Source organism: Micromonospora sp. DH13 (assembly GCF_020873825.1).
GTDB lineage: Bacteria > Actinomycetota > Actinomycetes > Mycobacteriales > Micromonosporaceae > Micromonospora > Micromonospora haikouensis.
On record NZ_JAHWGR010000005.1, the window covers coordinates 94,831 to 115,887 of the forward strand.

19 protein-coding genes are annotated in these 21,057 nt (G+C 74.0%); 9 read left to right on the forward strand and 10 right to left on the reverse strand.

The window, feature by feature from the left end:
- Window positions 1-30: 30 nt before the first annotated feature.
- From LPA42_RS06675 to LPA42_RS06700, 6 genes are read right to left on the reverse strand one after another with little or no spacing between them, the layout of a single operon-like run.
- Window positions 31-1,566: a lipopolysaccharide biosynthesis protein gene (locus LPA42_RS06675; RefSeq protein WP_228986414.1), complete on the reverse strand. Its 1,536-nt coding sequence runs from the start codon at window positions 1,564-1,566 to the stop codon at window positions 31-33.
- On the reverse strand, window positions 1,554-2,414 hold the full coding sequence (locus LPA42_RS06680) for a sulfotransferase domain-containing protein (RefSeq protein WP_077935237.1): 861 nt from the start codon (window positions 2,412-2,414) through the stop codon (window positions 1,554-1,556). Before LPA42_RS06680 ends, LPA42_RS06675 begins: the two co-directional genes overlap by 13 nt.
- On the reverse strand, window positions 2,411-3,652 hold the full coding sequence (locus tag LPA42_RS06685; RefSeq protein WP_228986415.1) for a hypothetical protein: 1,242 nt from the start codon (window positions 3,650-3,652) through the stop codon (window positions 2,411-2,413). Before LPA42_RS06685 ends, LPA42_RS06680 begins: the two co-directional genes overlap by 4 nt.
- Window positions 3,652-5,154 (reverse strand): O-antigen ligase, encoded by a 1,503-nt coding sequence (locus LPA42_RS06690; protein WP_176734091.1) that lies wholly within the window; start codon window positions 5,152-5,154, stop codon window positions 3,652-3,654. Before LPA42_RS06690 ends, LPA42_RS06685 begins: the two co-directional genes overlap by 1 nt.
- A complete protein-coding gene (locus tag LPA42_RS06695; RefSeq protein WP_077935235.1) occupies window positions 5,151-6,143 on the reverse strand; it encodes a DUF3048 domain-containing protein in 993 nt (330 codons plus the stop codon). The genes LPA42_RS06690 and LPA42_RS06695 overlap by 4 nt, the downstream gene beginning before the upstream one ends.
- A complete protein-coding gene (locus LPA42_RS06700) occupies window positions 6,140-7,996 on the reverse strand; it encodes a lipopolysaccharide biosynthesis protein (RefSeq protein ID WP_228986416.1) in 1,857 nt (618 codons plus the stop codon). Before LPA42_RS06700 ends, LPA42_RS06695 begins: the two co-directional genes overlap by 4 nt.
- 202 nt (window positions 7,997-8,198) lie before the next feature.
- Here LPA42_RS06700 and LPA42_RS06705 point away from each other — a divergent pair, with 202 nt between their 5' ends.
- Window positions 8,199-9,128 (forward strand): hypothetical protein, encoded by a 930-nt coding sequence (locus tag LPA42_RS06705; RefSeq protein ID WP_077935233.1) that lies wholly within the window; start codon window positions 8,199-8,201, stop codon window positions 9,126-9,128.
- 57 nt (window positions 9,129-9,185) lie between these two features.
- On the opposite strand, the gene LPA42_RS06710 is transcribed toward LPA42_RS06705, so the two are convergent.
- Window positions 9,186-10,169, reverse strand: coding sequence for a sulfotransferase (locus tag LPA42_RS06710; RefSeq protein WP_077935232.1), 984 nt, complete (start codon window positions 10,167-10,169; stop codon window positions 9,186-9,188).
- A gap of 249 nt (window positions 10,170-10,418) precedes the next feature.
- Between LPA42_RS06710 and LPA42_RS06715 the strand changes: the two genes are divergently transcribed.
- The 4 genes from LPA42_RS06715 to LPA42_RS06730 are packed head-to-tail and all read left to right on the forward strand — an operon-like array spanning window position 10,419 to window position 13,352.
- A complete protein-coding gene (locus tag LPA42_RS06715; RefSeq protein WP_077935231.1) occupies window positions 10,419-10,859 on the forward strand; it encodes a UDP-N-acetylglucosamine--LPS N-acetylglucosamine transferase in 441 nt (146 codons plus the stop codon).
- 56 nt (window positions 10,860-10,915) lie between these two features.
- The gene (locus LPA42_RS06720; RefSeq protein ID WP_077935244.1) at window positions 10,916-11,452 is read left to right on the forward strand and encodes a glycosyltransferase; all 537 of its coding nucleotides are present in this window, start codon (window positions 10,916-10,918) and stop codon (window positions 11,450-11,452) included.
- A complete protein-coding gene (locus LPA42_RS06725; RefSeq protein WP_077935230.1) occupies window positions 11,440-12,405 on the forward strand; it encodes a sulfotransferase in 966 nt (321 codons plus the stop codon). Before LPA42_RS06720 ends, LPA42_RS06725 begins: the two co-directional genes overlap by 13 nt.
- The gene (locus tag LPA42_RS06730) at window positions 12,402-13,352 is read left to right on the forward strand and encodes a glycosyltransferase family A protein (RefSeq protein ID WP_077935229.1); all 951 of its coding nucleotides are present in this window, start codon (window positions 12,402-12,404) and stop codon (window positions 13,350-13,352) included. The genes LPA42_RS06725 and LPA42_RS06730 overlap by 4 nt, the downstream gene beginning before the upstream one ends.
- Before the next feature lie 6 nt (window positions 13,353-13,358).
- On the opposite strand, the gene LPA42_RS06735 is transcribed toward LPA42_RS06730, so the two are convergent.
- Together LPA42_RS06735 and LPA42_RS06740 are read right to left on the reverse strand one after the other, a co-directional pair.
- Window positions 13,359-14,507 (reverse strand): hypothetical protein, encoded by a 1,149-nt coding sequence (locus tag LPA42_RS06735; protein ID WP_228986418.1) that lies wholly within the window; start codon window positions 14,505-14,507, stop codon window positions 13,359-13,361.
- Window positions 14,508-14,545: 38 nt separating this feature from the next.
- Window positions 14,546-15,376: a 3'(2'),5'-bisphosphate nucleotidase CysQ gene (locus LPA42_RS06740; protein ID WP_228986419.1), complete on the reverse strand. Its 831-nt coding sequence runs from the start codon at window positions 15,374-15,376 to the stop codon at window positions 14,546-14,548.
- Window positions 15,377-15,610: 234 nt separating this feature from the next.
- Here LPA42_RS06740 and LPA42_RS06745 point away from each other — a divergent pair, with 234 nt between their 5' ends.
- Both LPA42_RS06745 and corA read left to right on the forward strand, forming a co-directional pair.
- Complete coding sequence (locus tag LPA42_RS06745; protein WP_077935227.1) at window positions 15,611-16,705, forward strand: PLP-dependent aminotransferase family protein; 1,095 nt, start codon at window positions 15,611-15,613, stop codon at window positions 16,703-16,705.
- A 391-nt stretch (window positions 16,706-17,096) separates the two neighbouring features.
- Window positions 17,097-18,245, forward strand: coding sequence for a magnesium/cobalt transporter CorA (corA, locus tag LPA42_RS06750; RefSeq protein WP_043960855.1), 1,149 nt, complete (start codon window positions 17,097-17,099; stop codon window positions 18,243-18,245).
- 90 nt (window positions 18,246-18,335) lie between these two features.
- Here the strand turns inward: corA and LPA42_RS06755 are convergent, their stop codons facing one another.
- Window positions 18,336-19,070: a hypothetical protein gene (locus LPA42_RS06755; protein WP_228986420.1), complete on the reverse strand. Its 735-nt coding sequence runs from the start codon at window positions 19,068-19,070 to the stop codon at window positions 18,336-18,338.
- Window positions 19,071-19,154: 84 nt separating this feature from the next.
- Here LPA42_RS06755 and LPA42_RS06760 point away from each other — a divergent pair, with 84 nt between their 5' ends.
- Together LPA42_RS06760 and LPA42_RS06765 are read left to right on the forward strand one after the other, a co-directional pair.
- On the forward strand, window positions 19,155-19,685 hold the full coding sequence (locus LPA42_RS06760; protein WP_077935225.1) for a peptidylprolyl isomerase: 531 nt from the start codon (window positions 19,155-19,157) through the stop codon (window positions 19,683-19,685).
- 64 nt (window positions 19,686-19,749) lie between these two features.
- The gene (locus tag LPA42_RS06765) at window positions 19,750-20,661 is read left to right on the forward strand and encodes a rhomboid family intramembrane serine protease (RefSeq protein ID WP_043960852.1); all 912 of its coding nucleotides are present in this window, start codon (window positions 19,750-19,752) and stop codon (window positions 20,659-20,661) included.
- Window positions 20,662-21,057: the final 396 nt, after the last annotated feature.

Consider the following 21,057-nt stretch of genomic DNA (forward strand, 5'->3'; position numbering starts at 1 on the left):
TTTCCGTGGCTGTGAGACCCGTGCCGGGCCTCAGCGTCGGCGGCCCCGGCGCAGGGCCCGCAACGCGTCGAGCTGGAGCACCCGCCGCAGCCGCCACGCACCGGCGAGATAGCCGGCGGTGCCGAGCACCGCGAGCACCGCGAGGGTGACCGGCCCGGAGTCGAGCACCGCGCGGGCGATCAACGCCGGCACGCCGAAGCACGCCACCGCGAGGCCGGCGGCGGCGAGCGTGCCCCGGCCGAACGGGTGCAGCCGGTACGCGTGGTGCAGCTGCGCCAGCGGCACCAGGTTGGTGATCACGATGGACGCCGACCAGGCGACCGCCGCACCCATGATGCCGAAGCGCGGGATGAGCAGCACGTTCAGCACCACGTTGACCAGGGTGCCGGCCAGCGCGTTGTAGAACGTCCAGGACGTGCGCCCGGCCATGTTGAGCACCGTGTCGACCATGCCGCAGCCGGTGGCCACCAGCATCGTCAGGGCCAGGAACACGGTCACCCGCGCCCCGGCGGAGTATCCCTCGCCGAACAGGTGCAGCATCGGCTCGGCGAACACCGCGAACAGCAGGTACGCCGGCCAGGCCAGCAGCACCAGCCAGCCCGTCGCGGCCTGGTAGAGCCGGCCCGCCGCGTCCCGGTCGTCGCGCACCAGGTGCTCGGCCAGCCGGTGCTGCACGGCGGTGGACAGCGCCTGCCCGGAGAGCTGCCCGAGGGCGAGGAACCGGGTGGCCGCCGTGTAGAGCGCCGCCTCGGACAGCCCGCGCAGCGCGCCCAGCAGCACGATGTCGAGCCGCTGCACCGCCATCTGGGCCAGCCCGCTCAGCGCCCGGGGCCCGCTGTAGCGCCAGTACGGCCCGAACTCCTCGCGCAGCGACACCGCCGGCACCTGCGCGCCCCGTTCGGCACGCCGCACCAGCCGGGCCAGCCACACCGTGGCGACCAGGCCGGCCGGCAGGTAGGGCGCGACCCAGGCCAGCGGCAGCGCCGTCGTCGCCGAGAGGCCGAGGACGGCGGCGAGCCCCACCCCGGCCACCTGCAACCCCGTGCGGCCGAGGCGTTCGATCAGCAGCAGCGGGCGCATCTTGCCGAAGCCCCGGCAGGCGGCCAGGGCGAAGTCGCACAGCGCGGCCACCGGCACGAAGACCAGCAGCACCCGCAGCGCGCGTACCGCACCGGGCACCGGCTCGTCGAACGTCAGCGCCACGATCCGGGGGGCCGCCCACCAGCCGGCCACCGCGATCAGCGTGCCGACCCCCAGCACCGGCAGCAGCCCCACCAGCACCGACGCGCGCAGCCGCTCCGGCTGGCCCAGCGTGCGGTAGCGGCTGATGAAGTAGACCGAGCCGACGCCGGTGCCCAGCCGCGCCGCCGCGTACGCGATCATGAAAGCGCTGGTGGCGGCGAAGAAGAGGCCCGCGTCGGACATGGACCAGCCGCGGGTGACGATGATGTTCAGGCCGAACCCGGCGACCGCCGCGACCGCCACCCCGAGCAGGTTCGCGACCCCGTGCCGCGCCGCGCCGCCCAGCTCGCCGGCGGCCGACCGGGCCGGGGCTACCGTCGCCACGACGGCACGCGTCCCCACCAGGTGCTCAACCGCTCGTCGTACGGGGCGAAGTGCTCCTCCAGGCGGGTCCGCAGCGCCGGATCCATGGGCGAGCGGGACCGCGCGTTGTGCTTGCCGAACGAGATGTCCGCCCAGTGCGGCAGGCCGAGGAAGTCGCACACCGCGTCGAACGCCGGCCGGGGCTCGGCGAAGAAGTCGTCCGCGTCGATCACGTGCAGCCGGTCCCGGCCGAAGATCGACTCCAGGCGTTCGAGCTGCTCCACGTACTGGCCCCGGGTCAGGTACGCGTTGTGCTGGAAGTGGTGGCTGTGCGCCGTCGGGTCGGCGAGCAGCCGCTCCCGTTCCCCGGCGATCCGCTCCTGCTCCAGCTCCAGGGCCCGCTCGAAGCCCTCCGTCTCGAAGCCCCGCGCCGCCTCGTGGGTGTGCGCCGAGTACGCCCGCTCCACCGGGTCGCGCAGCAGCACCAGCAGCCGCACCCCCGGCAGGTCCTTCGCGATCCGCTCCCCCGCGAGCGGGTGGAACATGTAGTACGGGCTCGACTCGCCGGTCACCCCGCGCACCCCGACCTGCTCGCGGACCGCCTCGGCCCGGCGCACCGTCGGGAAGTGCCCGAGATACCAGTCCATCCCCCGGTCGTAGCCGGTGTCGAAGTAGTGCACGCCCTTGTGGTAGACCGCCGGCAGCACCGCCGGATGCTGCGACAGGGTCTTGAACAGCGAGGTCGTGCCGCAGCGCTGGGCACCCACGATGAGGAAGTCGGGGGCGAGCCGCGACCCGGCGGTCCACCGGCCGTACGTCCGGCTCACCGACCGCACCGCGCGCCGCGCCTGTGCCTTGACCAGCGTCACTTCGCCACTCCTCCCGCACCCGGCCGTCCGGCCAGGTGTTCCTCCACCGCCGGCAGCAGCCAGGCGTCCACGTGTCCCAGCCGGGCCCCCGCCTCGGCCTGCCGGTCGCGCAGGTAGCGCGCCGCCAGCTCGACCAGGTAGAGCACGGCCACCAGGTCGGCGACCCCGGCCGGCTGGCCGAACGGGGTCAGGTCGTCGGCCGCCCCGGTGATCAGCCGCCCCGCCGCCGCCCGGGGCTCCACCCCGGCCCGGGTGATCGCCGTCTGCACCCGCCGGTGCAGGGCGTCGAACCCCAGCGGCACGTCGTCGGCGAACCGCTCCCAGTCCCACACCAGCACCCGGCCGTCGGCCAGGGCGGCGCTGTTGCCGCCGTTCCAGTCGCCGTGCCAGGCCCCCAGGCCCAGCACCGGGTCGACGCGGCGCACCTCGTCCAGCACCGCGCGCAGCCGGGCCGCCTCCGGCCGGTCCCCCAGCGCCGCCAGCTCGGCTCCGAGCCGCCGGTCGTGGGCGCTGCCCGCGTACGGGCGGTGGTCCACGCCGGCGCAACGGCTCACCGCGACCATGGCGGCCCGCTCCGCCTCGACGGCCGGCGCGGGCGCGGCCCGGGGCAGCCCCACCGGCAGGGCGCTCTGCACCAGCAGCGCGTGCCCGCCCCAGACGCCGTGGTGCAGCACCTCGGCCACCTGCACGCCGGGCACGGCGAGCATCGCCAGCCGGGCCAGCGCCGCCGCCTCCGCCTCGACCAGGGCCCGGGTGAGCGGGTCGACGCCGAGCTTCGCGTACCCGATCGGGACGCCGGCGGCGTCGAGGAGCTGGACCACCGGCTTGCGGTTCGCCCGCGCCGGCCCGATGTGGATGCTCAGCAGCGCCGGGCGGCCCAGCACGGCGGCCAGGTGCGCGTCGAGCGCGCCGCCGCCCGCGTTGCCGCCCGGGTCGACGACCAGCCGGTCCCGGAACGCGAGCCGGCCCAGCCCGGTGCGGAACGCGGTGGCCAGCACCGCGCGGCGCAGCCGGGCCTTCGCGCTCTGCGCCTCCGTGGAGTGCCGCACCGCGCCCGCCGCCGCCCGCCGGGAACCGGCCGGCACCAGCAGCCGCGGCCGCGCGGCCGAGGGCACCACCGCGAAACCGGCCCGGCCGCCGCGCCGCAGCGCCGGTCGGGCCGGCGCCGGCCAGACCAGGCCGGCCAGCTCCGGCAGGTACGCGCCGCGCGCGTCGGCGCCGGGGGGAGGGGTGAGCATCAGCGGAACCGCCGTTCGGGCCGGGCACCCGGCGCGGCCGGCGCGGACGCGGCCTCGACGGCGGCGAGCCGGGCCTCGCGGCGCTCGGCGCGCAGGTGCAGGTCGTTGCGGGCGAGCAGCGCCACGCTGATCAGCCCGTACGCCAGGGTGGTGTTCAACGAGCCGTAGAGGAACTGGAAGAACAGCATCAGGATCAGCACCAGGCTGCCGGCGATACCGATCGGGGTGTTGTCGTGCCGGAACCGCCACAGGCACCACAGGAAGAACGCGCTGTAGCAGAACGCGCCCACCCAACCCTGGCCGGTCAGCAGGTTCCACACCTGCCCGTTGCTGCCCAGCTCCCGGTTGCCGCACTGCTTGCACTCGGCCGACTTGCCGATCGCGATCGACCGGTTGCTGCCGATCAGGGCACGGTTGCCCCCGTAACCCAGCACCGGCGAATGGTTGGCCGCCTCGACCGCGCCGCTGGACAGGGTGGCCCGGATGTCGTCGCTGTGGCCGTTGGCCATCCGCTCGTTGAGCAGGTCGCCCAACGGGGAGGCCAGCACCGCCACCCCCATCAGCCCGCTCGCCAGCGCCAGCCCGACCAGCACCACGACCCGGCCGCGCAGCGCCAGCCGCACCGCGACGTACACCGCGCCGACCACCAGCCCGATCCACAGCCCCCGGTTGAGCGAGTAGACGATCGGGAAGACGGCGGCGACCACCACGAGGTAGCCGGTGAGCCGGCGCGGCCCCCGGCCGAGGACCACCCAGCCGACGATGAACCAGATCAGCAGGATCGCCATGTTCTCGCCCCAGGTGTTGGTGTATTCGAAGGGGGCGGCCGGGCGGGGCGAACTGGCTTCCCCGGCGAGCACCTCCTGCACCTGGGCGACCTCGACGTGCATCAGCCGGTTGACGAACGGTTCCTTGGCGATGGCGGCGGGCAGGATGTAGTTGAGCGGCGCGACGAACTTGAGCTGCGGGAACAGCGCGCCCACGTACCCGCCGATCACGGTGACCACGGCCATGAAGCCGAACAGCTTCACCAGCCGGCCCCGCGGCAGCTCCCGCTCGCTGAGGTTGAGGACGTAGAGCATCGTCACCGTCAGGGCGGTGTAGTTCATCACCCGGATGCCCCAGCCGATGAATCGGCCGGAGCCGCTCGGGGGGAGCGTGTTGGGCGCGGTGATGCCGAGCATCAGCCCCGAGAGCACCACCCAGGCCAGCAGGATCAGCCAGATCCCGAAGCCCGGCGGCACCTTCACGTTGCCGCGCCGGTAGAGCTGGAACGCCATCGGGATGGCGAGGATCGCGAAGATGAACGAGGGCAGGCCCAACGCCCACCACACCGGGTAGAGCACGAAGAGCGCGGTCACCGGCCAGGCGACGGGCAGCCGCAGCGACCAGCGCCGGGTTGGCTCCGGCGGGTGCTGCGCGGGGTGCTGCGGCGGGCCGGCCGGACGCCGTCCCGCCGGTGCCGGCTCCGGTGCCGGCCGGAGCGGGGCGGCCATGGTCATGTCACGCTGACCTTGGCGGTCTTCGGGGCGTAGATCACCCAGGCCGGGCCGGGCTGCGGCCGGACCTGGAAGCCGCCCTCGTCGGTGACGTTGCAGACCAGCTTCTGCCCCGGCTTGCTCCACTGCGCCTTGGCGCTGGACGGGCCGGAGACCACCAGCGCCGGCCCGGAGCCGTAGACGTTCGCCCCGGGCAGCGAGCGGGGGCTCGGCTTACGCACGGTGAGCGTGCGGTATTCCATCGTGAGCACCACCACCGAGGCGACGCTCACCGTGACCTTGCCGATCCTGCCCCGCCACGACGCGCTGGCCGCGTCGTACGTCCAGGTCTGCGTGGGGTGCCCGGGGGCGGCGATCGTCAGCTTGCCGGCCGGGGCGACGCCCTGGCTGGCAAGCGGCGCGCCCGGGGTGGCGTGGTCGAGGACGGGGGTCGGCGCGGCGCCGCCCTTCGGGGCCGCCGCCCGCAGCGCGGCGGTCGACGCCTGACCCGACGGGAACGCCCCCTCGCGCTGCGTCGGGGTGACGCCCTTCAGCTCGGCGGCGGCGAACTGGTTGAGGAAGCCGGTCGGCCCGCCCGCGTAGCCGACGAAGGGGTGCAGCACGCCGACGGTGCGGATGTCCACGGGGCGGATCTCCGCGACCGGGCCCACCTTCGCGGCGTCCCGGGACTGGTAGACCGCCGTCAGGTGCAGGCTCTCCGACTCGGCGAACTCCTGGTAGACCACGTCGGCCTCGGCCAGCCCGACGGGGCTCGTGCCGGGCGTCACCCGCACCGGCACCACCACCGCCTGGCGGCCCGCGACCTCCTCGGCGACCGGCTTGCCCGACAGCGGCGCGGTCGGCAGGCTCGGGGTCGGGGTGGGCCGGGGGGCCGGTGAGCCCGGGTCGACCACGTTGGTGGCCCCGGGCGGCTGCTCCTCGGCGCAGCCCGCGCCGAACGCGGCGACCAGCGCCACCGAGAGCGTGCTGCCCAGGGCGCGCCGGCGGTTCACTCCCTGTCCTCGACCGGGTCGAGGGCCATCGAGTATCGGCCCGGGTCGACACCGTCGGAGTCCCGTGACGACCGGTAGACGGTGGACTTGCCCGGGGGCTTCGGCTGCGTCGTCGGCCGGGCCGGCGGGACGGGCGGCGGGCCCTGGACCGCCGGGGGCGGCGTCGGCCTGGCGGAGGCCTGCGGGCCGGTCGGCGGATGGGCGTCCCGGCCGCCGGCCGAGGGGCGGTGGTCCGGCCCACCAGCCGACGGGCGGTTGTCCCGGTTGCTGGTGGCGGGGCGGGGCAGGATCATCGTCGACTCGATGTTGGGCGGGCCGGCCTGCGGTGGCACCGGGTTGGGCCGCGGGCGGGGCGACGGCGGGCCGTCCCGCCGCGCCGCCGGGGCCGCGGGCGGGGCCGGGACGCGCTCGGCCAGCCGGGGGGCCAGCACCGCGCCGAGCACCGGCGCGTCGACCTGCTCGAACTGGTGGATCGCGGCGGTGATCTCGCTGCTGCGGGTCTGCCCGCCCTCGATCACCAGGATCACCCCGTCGACGTGCCGGGCCAGCGCCTGCGCCTCCACCGCCGCCGTCGGCTGGGCCGTCTCGATCAGCACGTGGTCGAAGCGGGCGGCCAGCTCGCCGAGGACCTCCAGCATCATGGCGACGGGCAGCTCCACCTCGGTGTCGAGGGCACCGGGGAACAGCACCCGCAACTGGCCGAGGCCGGGGGCCGGGGTCAGCGCGGTCAGCGCCGACACGTCGTGGCGCAGCACGTCGGCGAGGGTGTGCCGGGGCTTGATCCCGCCCAGCATCGTGGGCAGCGGGGAGTCCCGCTTGGTCGTCACCACCGCCACCTGCGCGCCCGTGCGGGCGTACGCGGCGGCGAGGTTGCCGACGACGAAGCCGGCCGCCGGGCCGGGCGAGGTGTCGGTGAGCAGCAGCTGGCGGCCCCGGCCGGGCTGCGGCTCGGGCATGGTCGACAGCAGCACGTTGCGCAGCCGGCCCAGCTCGCGGGAGACCTCGTGGCCCGCCGGCAGGATGGTCAGCCCGGCCTGGCCGGTCGGCAGCTCCAGCAGCATCGGCACGCCGAGCCGGTCGGCGACGTCCCGGCCGCGCCGCACGCGGGTGTCGAGCCGGTCCAGCACCAGGGCGACCACGATGCCGAAGAGCAGCCCCGCGCCGAGGCCGCTGGCCAGGTTGAGGGTCGTGTTCGGGGAGCTGGGCTTCCGGGGCAGCGGCGCGTCGGAGATGATCTCGCCGGGGTCGAGGGCGGTGCTCAGCAGCGGGCTCAGCCGGCTGTTGAGGCTGGCGAGCTGGTTGGTCAGCACGTTGCGGTCGGCCTCGGCGCGGGCGCGCTCCACCGAGTTCGGCGGCGCGGCGGCGATCTTGCCGGCGACGGCGGCGAGCTGCTTGTTGGTCTCGGTGATCTGCTGCTTGAGCGCGGTGGTCTCGTTCTCCAGGGACCGGGTGGCCGTGGCCAGCCGCAGGTCGAGGTACGCCTGGGCGAAGGAGTGCGAGCCCGCCTGCGCCGCCTCGGGGCTGCCCGCCTCGAACGCGATCTGGAGCACCTGGCTGTTCGGCGGCACCGTCACCGACAGCGACCGGACCAGATCCTCGGCGGGGAGGTCGGTCTTCAGCAGGGCCTGGGCCCGCTCGGCGACCACCAGGGAGCGGACGACCTGCGCCTCGGTGTCAAGGTTGACCTTGGCGCCGGGGTTGGCGTCCGGGCCGACCTGGCGGACCAGCAGCGACGTGGTCGACACGTAGGTGCGGGTCTGCACCTGGCTGACCAGCATGCCGGCGCCCGCGCCGAGCAGCGCGGCCACCACGAGGATCCACCACCGGCGGCGTAGCCACTCGAGGTAGGTCATCAGGGTGGGGCCGTCTGAGTCGCGCAGATCGGCGTGGTGAGACGAGGGCATCGGGGTGTGTCGCTCCCTTTGGACCGGACCGGCCAGTCGTCCGTGACGGGCGGCGTCACGGCGGAAACCTGAGTCTCCCTGATCCGGGCGGTCAGGGGAAGCCGACGAAGCGTCGCTTTCCAGCAACGGCGTCGCAAGGGAGGATAGGCGGGTGCGGTTTTGCTACCACATCCAGAGCCACCGGTCGCCCGAGCAGCTGAACCGGCTGGTGCACGCGGTGAAGAAGTACAGTCCCGACAGCATTGTGCACGTCAGCCACGACGTGAACGGTGCCCCGCCGGACCTCGCCGAGCTGCGTTCGATGACCGACGTCGTCGTGCAGATGCACGAGGGTGGATACGGTGACTTCAGTCATGTCGACCGCTACATGGCCGCCGTCGACTGGCTGAACGACGAGGGGGTGCAGGTCGACTGGCTGGTGAACATCACCGGTCAGGACTACCCGCTGCGGCCCCTCGGCGAGTCCGAGGCGGAGCTGGTCGACTCGGGCGCCGACGGGTTCATGGAATATTGGGACGCCTTCGGGCCGGAGAGCCACTGGCCGCGCAGCCGCGTCCGCTCCCGCTACCACTTCCAGCACCGCCGGGTGCTGCCGCTCAGCCCCCGGGGCAAGAAGCTGCTCCGCCCGCTCCAGGCGGTCAACCGGGTGCAGCCCCTGGTGCGGGTGCACGTGTCGTACGGGCTGGCCCTCGGCCGCCGTGCCCGCACCCCGTTCGGCCCCGACCTGCGCCTGCACGGCGGGTCGGCGTTCTCCTCACTGAGCTGGCCCGTGGTGGCCTACCTGCGGGACTACTTCGACCGGCGGCCGGACGTGGTGGAATATTTCCGACACTGCCTCTCCCCGGTCGAGGCGGTCTTCCAGACGATCGTGTGCAGCGCCGACCGGTTCAACCTGGTGCCGGACTGCAAGCGCTACTTCGACTTCCGCAACAGCACCTTCAACCACCCCAAGTCGCTGACCGCCGAGGATCTGCCCCTCGCGCTGGCCAGCGGGGCGCACTTCGCCCGCAAGTTCGACTACGAGCGGGCCCCCGAGCTGATCGACACCCTCGACGCCCACCTCGCCGCCGCCGCGGCGTAAGGAAGGGCCCCCTGTTAACGCTTGCGGTATAGGAAGGGCCCCCTCCTAACACCTCACCTAGCGGTAGCCGTAGCGGCGGCGCAGCGGCCAGGTCATCGCCCCGACCAGGCGGCGGGGCCCCGGGGCGTACTCGCGACGCCACTTCTCGTCCAGCGCCAGCGTGATCGGGCCGCTGCGCATCCGGATCCGGCCGCCGGCCACCGCGTGCGAGCCGGCCTGCTCGAACTCGTTGTCCCGCAGGAACTCCAGCGGGTCGACGACCCCGGTCACGTCGGCCGTCAGCGCCGCGATCCGGCCCAGCTCCCCGCGCGGGTCGCGGACCAGGTCCTCGTACCGGACGGTGACCCGGGGCACGCCCCGGCGGCCCAGCGCGGCCACCATCGCGTTGACGGTGACCCAGCGCCGGGCGGTCAGCCGCGCCGACCGCTGGTTCATCCGGCCCTTGGTCGAGGTGCCCTCGGGCAGCTCCACCACCTGGCTCCACGAGTACGCCACTCCGCGCGGGTCGCGCAGCACGTGCACCAGCCGCAGGTCGATCTGCGGGGCGCGGGCCAGGATGTACGCCAGCGAGGGGCGCTTGGTCGAGTCGACCACCACCCGGGCCCCGGACACCTCGGCCACCGCCCGGTAGAGCGGGGTCAGCAGCTCGACGTAGCGGTCCAGGTCCCGCCGGAAGGCCGTGGACATCCCCGGGTTCACGATCAGCGGGATCTTGGCGGTGGCGTCGACCCGGCTCTGCAGCGCCCGCACGTCGGCCACGTCGATCTGCGACCACCCGCCGTACGCCCGGCGGCCCACCTCGCCCCAGAACGGGCACGCGTCGAAGTGCTCGCCGCAGGCGCACCGGAAGTTGCGCTCGACGCCGGACTGCCAGAGGTAGAACAGCTCGCCGACGTCGCAGTGCCCGACGAACTGGCCGAGCATCAGGTCGAGCAGCGTGGAGCCGCTGCGCGGCATGCCGCAGACGTAGAGGACGGTGACCGGGTCGGGGGCCACCCCGTCGCCGGCACCCTGCGCTGCCTCGGCCGTCTGGTCGGTCATCCGCGATCCCCTCGCCCCCGGTGCTGTCAGCGGCAGTCTAGGTGCGCAACGGGGGAGCCCGGCATTGGCGGAAGGTCCTGCTGGCAACCATCCGACAGGCCGGATGATGGTGAACGCCACTTATGTTTCAGTTCCGGAGGCCGCTACATTGTGGCGGCGTCGCGCCGTCCGGTCGACCGCCCCCGGTGGGCGCGTCCCGGGGCGCGGTGGGCCCTCGGGAGGCGGGTGGACGTGGAGTCTGGTGAAGTCATGCTCGTCGGTTCCAGCGGCGGGCACCTCGCCCAACTGGTGGCGCTCGCACCGTGGTACCGCGACCGGGCCCGCTCCTGGGTGACCTTCGACACCCCGGACGCCCGCTCGCTGCTCGACGGCGAGGACGTCGTCTGGGCATACCACCCGACCACCCGCAACTTCAAGAACCTGGCCCGCAACCTGTGGCTGGCCGTGCGGGTGTTCCGGGGGCGGGACGTCGCCGCGGTGGTCACCACCGGCGCCGGGGTCGCCCTGCCGTTCGTGATCGTGGCCCGGCTGCGCGGCATCCCCACGGTCTACATCGAGGTGTACGACCGGATCGACACCCCGACGCTGTCGGCCCGGCTGTGCCGGCCGTTCCTCTCGGCGATGCTCGTGCAGTGGGAGGAGCAGCGCCGGCTCTACCCGAAGGCGACCGTGGTGGGAAACCTGCTGTGAGCCTGCCCATCCCGCGCCAGCGCGGCAACTCCCCGGCCCCCCGCACGATCCTCGCCATGGTCGGCACGGACGTGCACCGCTTCGACCGGCTGGTCGACTGGCTGGAACGCTGGCACGCCGGCCGCGACGCCGCCGCGCCGGAGGTCCGCCTCGTCGTGCAGCACGGCCGCAGCCGCGCGCCCCGGCTGCCGGGCGGGGCGCCGTTCCTGGCCCACGACGAGCTCCAGCGGGCGATGACCGAGGCGGACCTGGTGGTCTGCCACGGCGGTCCCGCCACCATCACCGAGGCCCGTCGGCACGGGCACCTGCCGATCGTGGTGCCCCGGGACCCGACCCGCGACGAGCACGTCGACAACCACCAGCAGCTCTTCGCCCGCCGGCTCGGCGCGGCCGGGATGGTCAAGCTCGCCGAGGCCGAGGCCGACCTGGTCGAGGCGCTAGACAAGGGCGTGGCGGACCCGCTGACGTACGCCCTCGCGGCCGACCCGGACCGGCCCGACCCCCGGGTCGCCGCCGCCACCGAGGTCGGCCGGATCGTCGAGGACCTGGTCCGCGCCAGCCGGGCGCCGGGTCGGCGCAGGTGGTGGCGGTGAGCGCCCGGGTGCTCTTCGTCGGCGGGCTGGGGCGCAGCGGCTCCACCCTGCTGGAGCTGATCCTCGCCCAGCACCCCGACGTCTGCGCCGTCGGCGAGGTGGTGCACCTGTGGGAGCGGGCGCTCGGCGGCGACGAGCGGTGCGGCTGCGGCGAGCGGTTCACCGCCTGCGACTTCTGGCAGCGCGTCGGCGAGCACGCCTTCGGCGGCTGGTCGGCGGTCGACCGCGCCGAGGTGCTGGCGCTCAAGGACGCGGTGGACCGCACCCGGCACATCCCCCGGCTGGCCCGCGCCGAGCTGCCCGCCGCACAACTCGACGAGGTGCGCCGCTACGCCGACCTCTACACCCGCATCTACGCCGCCGCGATGGCGGTGACCGGCGCGCGGCTGGTGGTGGACTCCAGCAAGCACGCGTCCACGGCGTTCGCGCTGCGCTGGGCCGACGACCTCGACCTGCGGGTGCTGCACCTGGTGCGGGACAGCCGGGCGGTGGCCTACTCGTGGGCCAAGCAGGTGCGCCGGCCCGAGGTGGTCGACGCCGAGGCGTACATGCCGACCTTCTCGCCGTTCACGGTGAGCAAGCTGTGGACGGCGCAGAACGCCGCGTTCCACCTGCTGGCCACCCGCGCGCCGGTGGTCCGGCTGCGCTACGAGGACTTCACCGCCGACCCGCGCGGCACGGTCGCCCGGCTGCGCCGCTTCGCCGGCCTGCCCGACGACCCCGAGGCGCTGCGGGTGCTCGACCCGTCGCCCGCGCCGCTGCGCCGGGCGCACAGCATCGCCGGGAACCCGCTGCGGTTCAACGCCGGCCCGCTGCGGGTCCGGCAGGACGACGCCTGGCGCACGGCCCTGCCGTCGCGCAGCCGGGTGGTGGTGAGCGCCGCGACGCTGCCCCTGCGTCTGCGGTACGGATACGTCGGCCTCGGCCGCCCGGGTTCCACGGAGGCACCATGACCGAGCCGGTGAACGACGCGGGCGCGACGGCCGAGTCGGGCGCGACGTACCCGTCGGTGACCGCCGTGGTCCCCACCCGGGACCGCCCCGAGCTGCTGCGCAAGGCCCTCGACGCGATCCTCGGCCAGGACTACCCGGGTCGGGTCGACGCGGTGGTCGTCTACGACCAGTCCGAGCCGGACCGGTCGCTGGCCGACGACCCCCGGATCACCGTGCTGGTCAACCAGCGCACCCCCGGCCTGGCCGGCAACCGCAACACGGGCATCCTGGCCGCCACCGGCGACCTGGTGGCGTTCTGCGACGACGACGACGAGTGGCTGCCCGGCAAGCTCGCCGCGCAGGTGGCGGCGCTCGCCGCCGCCGGCGACGGCGCGTTCGTGAGCTGTGGCATCCGCGTCGACTACGACGGCCGCCAGGTCGACCGGGTGCTGCCCGTCGACCGGGTGCCGCTGGCCGCCCTGCTGCGCGACCGGCACACCGAGCTGCACCCGTCGACGTTCCTCATCCGCCGGGACGCGCTGCTCGACGGCATCGGGCTCGTCGACGAGGAGATCCCGGGCAGCTACGCGGAGGACTACGAGTTCCTGCTCCGGGCCGCCCGGCACGCCCCGCTGGTCAACCTGGCGCAGCCGTACGTGACGGTGCGCTGGCACAAGCAGTCCTACTTCGCCCAGCGCTGGGAGACCATCTCCGTGGCGTTGCAGTGGCTGCTCGGCCGCTATCCGGAGTTCGCCACCGTGCCGGCCGGCGAGGCCCGGGTCAGCGGGCAGATCGCGTTCGCCCAGGCGGCGCTGGGCAACCGGGGCGAGGCCGTGCGCTGGGCGCGGCGCACGCTGTCGCGCAACCCCCGGGAGCCGCGCGCGTACCTGGCCCTGGCCGTGGCCAGCCGGGCCGTCGACCCCGACCGCGTCCTGCGTACGCTGCACAAGCGCGGCCGGGGCATCTGAGCCTCGTCAGGAGGCGGCGCACCAGGCCCGCCACGCCTCCCGGCTCGGCGCGTCGAGGAGCCGGAAGTCGCCGCCGGCCACCTCGTAGTCGTAGTACGCCACCCACAGCGGGCGCTGCGCGTCGAGGTAGCGGCTCATCGACCGGATCCACGCGGCCCGGCCGGTGCCGCTGCTGTCGCCGGCGATGCGGACGCTGCCGGTCTCGGCCAGCCCCCACGGCTTGCCCAGCGCCTTCGACTTGTTGATCATCGGGGTGAAGACCTGCGCCGGGTCGGTATACCGGTCGTACTTCCCGCCGCTGTTGTAGCAGTCCCAGCCGAGCACGTCGATCGCCTCGCCGCCCGGCCAGTAGTCGTCGAAGCTGCGCCGGGAGTTCGGGTTGAGCGTCCAGCACATCAGGATGAGCGTGGACCGCAGCCGGGAATTGCCGGCCCGGTCGGCGAGGCCGGCGAGGCGCTTCCACGCGGACCGGTACTGGGCGGCCGTGTACGAGCCGCGCTCGATGTCGTCCTCCGGCTCGTGGAAGTAGGACCAGTAGACGTCGAGGTCCCGGGGCACGGAGCGGAACCAGGAGGTGAGCCGCGAGTCGTGCTTGCCGGCGGCCACCTCACCGGGCGGGGCCTTGAACGAGACGACCACCGTCCGGTCGGCGACGTCGGCGCGGGAGCCCGACCAGGACGGCGGCAGCCCCGGATAGAAGACCCGCACCATGCGCAGCGGGCCGTAGCTGCGGTCGGACCGGGCCAGCCCGGCGGCGAAGCTCTCCCCGTTCTGCAGGTAGATGCTCGCCCCCGGCAGCGTGTTCCGGCTGCCCGGGAAGCCACCGGACTTGGCCCCGCCGCTGGTGCTCGGGCTCGGTGAGCCCGACTTCGGGCCCGCGCCGAAGCCCTCGTTGCCGCCCGGGGTGGGGCGGCTGCCGGAGGCGGCCGGGCCGAGGCCGGCCTTGCCGCCGGTGGCGTCGGTGCCCGTCGGCGCCGGCCGGCCGGGCAGGTCACCGTTGGTGGCGAGGGCGACCGTGGTGCCCAGCGCGAGCGCGCCGGCGGTCAGCGGCAGCAGCCACCAGCGGCCCAGCAGCAGCCGTCGCCGGCGACGGGGCGGGTCGGGCTCGGGCGGAGCGGGCGCGAGGGTGGGCGCGGCGGTGGGGCCGGTGCTCATGACCCTCCTCGGATCGGCGGTGCCGGAAGCGGGCGTCGTCAACGGTAGCGGTCGATGGCCGCGAGCAGGGCCCCCGCGTGCTCCGGCCGGCACACCAGCAGGTCCGGAAGGCGCGGGTCGTCCCGGTTGTAGCGCAGCGGCGAGCCGTCGATCCGGGACGCGTGCATCCCCGCGCCGAGGGCCACGGCGACCGGGGCCGCCGAGTCCCACTCGTACTGGCCGCCGGCGTGCACGTACGCGTCGACCTCGCCGGTGACCACCGCGCAGACCTTCACCCCGGCCGAGCCCATCGGCACCGCCGTGGCGCCGATGCCCTCGACCAGCTCGCTGACGAACGCGGGCGGACGGCTGCGGCTCACCGCGATCCGCAGCGGCCCGTCGACGGCCGGCGCGGCCGGCACCCGGTTGCCGAGCACCAGCGGCGCACCGTCGGGGCCGGTCCGGGCCGGCATGCCGACCGCGCCCGCGACCAGCGCGCCGTCCGGGCCGGCCGAACGCTGCCACAGCGCCACGTGCACCGCCCAGTCGTCGCGCCCGGACTCGGAGAACTCGCGGGTGCCGTCCAGCGGGTCGATGATCCACACCCGGTCGGCGGTGAGCCGGGTCGGCCGGTCCCCGGCGGACGGGTCGTCGGCCCAGGCCCGCCGGCTGTCCGCCTGCTCCTCGGAGAGCACCGCGTCGGCCGGACGCCACCGGGCCAGGGCCGTCGACATCAGGTCGTGGGAGACCTTGTCGCCGGCGTCCTTGAGCGCCTTCGCGTCGGCGAAGCCCTGCTCGGCGCGGAGCGCGGTCAGCGCCACGCCGGCCTCGCCGGCCAGCCACTCGGCGAACGCCTGGTCGTCGAGCCGACCCGTACCGTCCTCGGTCACGTGAACCTCACCACTCCTTGAGTGCCACCGCCGGACCGTCCTGCGCCGTCCGGCGGACGCCATCCTTCGGCGGTCGCGCGGTCGCGGCCAGACACCGGTCCGATAATCGACAACGAGTGTCGCGCACGTTCGGTGTCTCCCGCTTCGGCCGTTCGCCGCCCGTGTGCTGCCCGCATGTTGAACTTGGCGTGTATGCCGGTCGGAGCGCCCGGGCCAGGCCCTAGGCTCGTCCGCATGACCGCCGAGCAGCTGATCTCCTTCGCCCGTGGCGCTCCCTCGCTGGACATCGTCGATGTCGAGGGGCTCAAGGCCGCCGCCGTCCGCGCCTTCGACGCCGACCCCGCCGGGGTCACGGCGTACGGCACCTCCGTCGGGTACCCGCCCCTGCGGAAGTGGATCGCCGAGAAGCACGGCGTCGAGGCGGACCAGGTGCTCGTCACCAACGGCTCGCTCCAGGCCGACGCGTTCCTCTTCGACCACCTGGTCCGGCCCGGCGACACCGTCGTGGTGGAGCGCCCCACGTACGACCGGACGCTGCTCAACCTCCAGCGGATGGGCGGCGAGGTCCACGGCGTGACCGTCCAGCCCGACGGCCTGGACACCGCCGAGCTGCGCAAGCTGCTGGAGTCCGGGGTACGCCCCAAGCTCGCCCATGTCATCCCGAACTACCAGAACCCGGCGGGCGTCACGCTGTCGCTGGACAAGCGGCGGGAACTGCTCGACCTGGCCGCCGAGTACGGCTTCACCCTCTTCGAGGACGACCCGTACGCCGACATCCGGTTCCGGGGCGAGCCGCTGCCCTCCATGCTGTCGATGGACACCCGGGGCGTGGTGGTGCACGCCTCCAGCTTCACCAAGACGGTCTGCCCCGGCGTACGGGTCGGCTACCTGGTCGGGCCGGCGGACCTGATCGGCGACATCGCGAAGAAGGCCACCAGCCTCTACATCTCGCCGGGCATGGTGTCCGAGGCGATCGTGCACCAGTTCTGCGTCTCCGGCGACATCACCCGCTCGATCGAGAAGGTCAGCACCGCCCTCGGCGAGCGGGCCCGGGTGCTCGCCGAGTCGTTGCGCCGGCACATCCCCGAGGCGCGCTTCGTCGAGCCGGACGGCGGCTACTTCCTCTGGGTCGAGCTGCCTGAGGACGTGCTGGTCGACCGCCTCGCCCCGGCGGCGGCCGAGCGCGGCGTGGCGGTCGTCAAGGGCAGTGACTTCGTGGTCGACGGCGGGCAGCACGCCCTCCGGCTGGCCTTCTCGGCGGTCACGGCCGACCGGATCGACGAGGGTGTTCGTCGACTCGCGGAGGCGATGGCGGCCGTTCGGGGCTGATTGCCTGTCAGTTTGGTCACAACACGGTGGTGTGGGCTGGGTGGGGTCTCCCGCCCGGCCGATCCACGGCCCACAATGCTGCGAGCGCCGTTCACACCGGCCGGCCCACCTGCCCCGACGCGGGCCCGGCGGCCTGGCCGGCGGCGCGCGAGGCATCACCCCCGCCCCCAAGGGCGCCGGGTGGGCCGGGTCGCCCCTCACCCCCCTGATGCGACCCGGCCCACCCGGCGCCGCCCCGCCCGGTCCCGGCGGAAGTGGCGGTCGGCCCGCCCCGGGCGGTAGCGCCGGCTGGACCGCCCTGCGGCGGGCGGCGGTCGGGCCGCCTCCGGCGGGCGTACCCTGCAACCCGCGGCGGCATCGGCGGTCGCGGCAGCGTGGGGAGGGGGTCGCCATGTCGGACCGGACGGAGCGGAACGAGGCCACGTCGCCCACGGGCGCGCGGGCGATCAAGCCCCGGGCCTGGGCCCCGGTGCGGGCGATGACCCGGATCCTCAACGCCGACGGCAGCCAGCGCACCGCCGTACCGGCCGGCACCGGCACCGGCCGCAGCGCGGTCATGGACTCCGCTCTCTACGTCGATGGCCGGCGGCAGCCCGGCGACCGGCACTACGCGGAGGCGCTGGCCGCCGCCCGCCGCGAGCGCGGCTTCGTCTGGATCGGCCTGCACGAGCCGGAGCTGGCGGAGATGACGGCGATCGCCGCCACCTTCGGCCTGCACGAGCTGGCCGTCGAGGACGCCGTCAAGGCCCAGCAGCGGCCCAAGCTGGAACGCTTCGGCGAGGTCAGCTTCCTGGTGCTGCGCACCGCCCGCTACTGCGAGCACGACGAGCTGACCGAGAACTCGGAGGTCGTCGAGACCGGCCAGGTGATGCTCTTCATCGGCCCGAACTTCGTGATCAGCGTCCGGCACGGCGACGCCTGCCGGCTCGCCCCGGTCCGCGCCGACCTGGAGGCCAAGCACGACCTGCTGGCGCACGGCCCCTGGGCCGTCGCGTACGCGATCACCGACCGCGTGGTCGACGTCTACCTGGAGGTGGCCGACCAGCTGGAGGACGACCTGGACGTCCTGGAGGCCGACGTGTTCGACCGGCAGAGCAGCGGCCGGATCCAGCGGATCTACCAGATGAAGCGGGAACTGGTCGAGTTCAAGCGGGCCGTCGTCCCGCTGCAACGCCCGCTGATGACCCTCACCGCTCAGGTCAGCCGGGAGATCCCGCAGGAGGTGCGGCGCTACTTCCGGGACGTGCAGGACCACCTCAGCCGCACCGTCGAACAGGTCAACTCCTACGACGACCTGCTCAACTCGATCCTCCAGGCGCGGCTGGCGCAGGTCACGGTCGACCAGAACAACGACATGCGCAAGATCGCGGCCTGGGCGGCCATCGCGGCGGTCTGGACCGCCATCGCCGGCATCTACGGCATGAACTTCGAGAACATGCCGGAACTCAAGATGACGTACGGCTATCCGGTCGTGCTCGCCCTGATGCTCGCCATCTCGCTCGCGCTCTACCGCTGGTTCCGCCGCAACGGCTGGCTCTGACGGCTCCGCCGTCGCGGCGGCCTGTGACGACAGCGCCCACGGCGCGGGACGACGGGGGTCGTCGCCGCGCCGCGGGCGGTGGCACGAGGGTCAGCGGCGGCCGCCGGAACCGGCCGTCTTCTCCTTGTTGAGCGCCTTGTCGAGGTTGTCGGCCGGGCGGCCGGAGACGTCGCGGGCGCCCTCGGCGACCGAGGGGACCTTGTCGGTCGGGTGGACCACCGGCTGGGCGGCGGGCCGGGGGGTGGCGGGGCTGGCCGAGGGGGTCTCCACGACCAGGGTGTCCACCTCGTCGCGGGCCGGCTCCAGGGTGCGGGTCGGGTCGTACTCGGACCATTCCTGCTGCTCGCGGCGGCGGCGCAGCGCCATGGCGCCGGCCAGGCCGGCGACCGTGCCGGCGGCCAGCAGGCCGACCATCGTGCCCCGCGAACGCTTCTGCTTCCGCTTCGCCTTCATGCTCTTCGCCTTGACCTTCCTGCTCACGGCGGCCTGCCGCGCGGCGGCGGCCTTCTTCCCCGCGACGGCCTTCCCGGCCGCCTCGGCCTGCGCGTTACGGACGGCCAGGGCGAGCGGCGCGAGGGCCGCGACCGTCGACGCGAGACCGCTGGACGCCCGGTCCCGCACCACGAGGGCGGTCGGCGCGACGGCTCCCCGGGCCGCCTGGACCCGCGGGCCGACCGTGGCGCCGGCACCCTTGGCGGCGTACGTCGCAGCCTGCCGCAGGTGGCCGATGCCCTGGTTCAGCTCGGCCCTCGCCAGCTGCCCCTGGGTCTTGCGCCGCACGATTCCAAACACGGTCCCACCTCCTGGGAGTTGTTCCTTCGTCATCCTCCACCTTCGGATGCCTCCGCACTGCCAGAACGGGCACATGGGAGGATCCGCATGGAACTGACCAACGACTGAGGAGTACCCGTGGCCGAGGCTGTCTACGCCACCTTGCACACCAACGCCGGCCCGATCCGGCTGGAGCTGTTCCCCAACCACGCGCCGAAGACGGTTCGCAACTTCGTGGACCTGGCCGAGGGCAACAAGGAGTACATCGACCCGCGTACGGGTCAGCCGGGCAGTGGGCCATACTACGACGGCACGATCTCGCACCGGGTGATCAGCGGCTTCATGGTCCAGATGGGCGACCCGACCGGCACCGGTCGCGGCGGCCCGGGCTACAAGTTCGGTGACGAGTTCCACCCCGAGCTGCGCTTCGACCGGCCGTACCTGCTGGCGATGGCGAACGCCGGGCCCGGCACCAACGGCTCGCAGTTCTTCATCACCGTCGGCCCGACCCCGCACCTGAACAACCGGCACACCATCTTCGGTCAGGTGGCCGACGAGGCGTCGGCGAAGGTCGTCGACTCGATCGCCAACACCCCCACCGGCCCGAGCGACCGCCCGCTCCAGGACGTCGTCATCGAGCGCGTCGAGATCGAGCGCGTCCCGGCCTGACCGGCTGCGCGAGGTACCTTTGCTCGCATGACCGAGCGCCCCGCCGCACCGGGAGGCAGCAGCCGTGAGTGAGTCCCCGCCGACCACCCCGGTCTGCTACCGGCACCCCGGCCGGGAGACGTACGTCCGCTGCACCCGCTGCGACCGGCCGATCTGCCCCGACTGCATGCGGGACGCCTCGGTCGGGCACCAGTGCCCGGAGTGCGTGGACGAGGGACGCCGCAGCGTGCGGCCGGCGCGCACCGCCTTCGGTGGCGGTGCCGTCGGCCGCCTCGGCTACGTCACCAAGGCACTCATCGCGCTCAACGTGCTGCTCATGCTCCTGTCCATCGCCTCCGACCGGGGCGGGGACGCGCTGGCCGGCGGCTCCGGGTTCGGTGGCCTGATGGGTGGCAGCACCCCGCTCACCGACTGGGGCTCGGTGCTCGGGCAGGCTCTCTTCCCCGACGGCAGCGTGCACGGCATCGCCCAGGGCGAGTGGTACCGCCTGGTCACCGCGATGTTCCTGCACTACGGCATCGTGCACCTGCTGCTGAACATGTGGGCACTGTGGGTGCTCGGGCGGTCCCTGGAGGCCAACCTCGGCCCACTGCGCTTCCTCGCCCTCTATCTGATCGCCGGCCTCGGCGGGAACGTGGCGGCCTACCTGTTCAGCGCCGAGAACGCCACCACGGCCGGCGCATCGACCGCGATCTTCGGCCTCTTCGCCGCGCTGATCGTGATCGAACGCCGGATGGGGCGGGACATCTCCTCGGTGCTGCCGGTCCTGGTGATCAACCTGGTCTTCACCCTGACCGTGCCGGGCATCTCCATCCCGGGTCACCTCGGCGGCCTGGTGACCGGCGGGGCCATGGCGCTGGTGCTGGCGTACGCGCCCCGGTCCCGGCGGACGCTGTTCCAGGTCGCCGGCGCGGCCGTCCTGCTGGTGGCGCTGCTCGCCCTGGCGGTCGTGCGCACCCTGACGCTGACCGGCTAGCCGGCCAGTCCAACCCCGGTCGGCCCCGGTTAGCCCCGGTCAGCCGGAGGCGGCGGGCCCTGGCCCGGGAACGCCGGCCGCCGCACAAACTGTGCCCACGCTCCGTGCGTCACAGCGGGGCGGGTCCCCGCCGGCCGGCCGATCTCACTCCGCGTGTTCTCCTGCCGGCCTGCCACCACGCCCGACGCCCCCTTTGCTCTGCACCCATATAAGCAGCATCAGCCTGAGCTGCGTTGATGCGGGATGGTCAAGGGTGGGGGGTGGTGACGACCGGTTGCGCTACGTAGACCGTTGCGTATCCGGGTGCAGAGCAAAGGGCCGGAGCAGGTGGTTGGCCCCGCGCTGGCTCGTTGCTTTCCGTCACCGGGCCCGAGAATGATCGTGGTGCCTCCGAGT

What these genes read in the sequence shown, in the direction of transcription:
- LPA42_RS06700 (WP_228986416.1), bottom strand. Translation starts at nt 7,996, where the DNA reads ATGACCTACCTCGAGTGGCTACGCCGCCGGTGGTGGATCCTCGTGGTG.
- LPA42_RS06730 (WP_077935229.1), top strand. Translation starts at nt 12,402, where the DNA reads ATGACCGAGCCGGTGAACGACGCGGGCGCGACGGCCGAGTCGGGCGCG.
- LPA42_RS06735 (WP_228986418.1), bottom strand. Translation starts at nt 14,507, where the DNA reads ATGAGCACCGGCCCCACCGCCGCGCCCACCCTCGCGCCCGCTCCGCCC.
- corA (WP_043960855.1), top strand. Translation starts at nt 17,097, where the DNA reads ATGTCGGACCGGACGGAGCGGAACGAGGCCACGTCGCCCACGGGCGCG.
- LPA42_RS06710 (WP_077935232.1), bottom strand. Translation starts at nt 10,169, where the DNA reads ATGACCGACCAGACGGCCGAGGCAGCGCAGGGTGCCGGCGACGGGGTG.
- LPA42_RS06715 (WP_077935231.1), top strand. Translation starts at nt 10,419, where the DNA reads ATGCTCGTCGGTTCCAGCGGCGGGCACCTCGCCCAACTGGTGGCGCTC.
- LPA42_RS06685 (WP_228986415.1), bottom strand. Translation starts at nt 3,652, where the DNA reads ATGCTCACCCCTCCCCCCGGCGCCGACGCGCGCGGCGCGTACCTGCCG.
- LPA42_RS06720 (WP_077935244.1), top strand. Translation starts at nt 10,916, where the DNA reads ATGGTCGGCACGGACGTGCACCGCTTCGACCGGCTGGTCGACTGGCTG.
- LPA42_RS06690 (WP_176734091.1), bottom strand. Translation starts at nt 5,154, where the DNA reads ATGACCATGGCCGCCCCGCTCCGGCCGGCACCGGAGCCGGCACCGGCG.
- LPA42_RS06745 (WP_077935227.1), top strand. Translation starts at nt 15,611, where the DNA reads ATGACCGCCGAGCAGCTGATCTCCTTCGCCCGTGGCGCTCCCTCGCTG.
- LPA42_RS06755 (WP_228986420.1), bottom strand. Translation starts at nt 19,070, where the DNA reads ATGACGAAGGAACAACTCCCAGGAGGTGGGACCGTGTTTGGAATCGTG.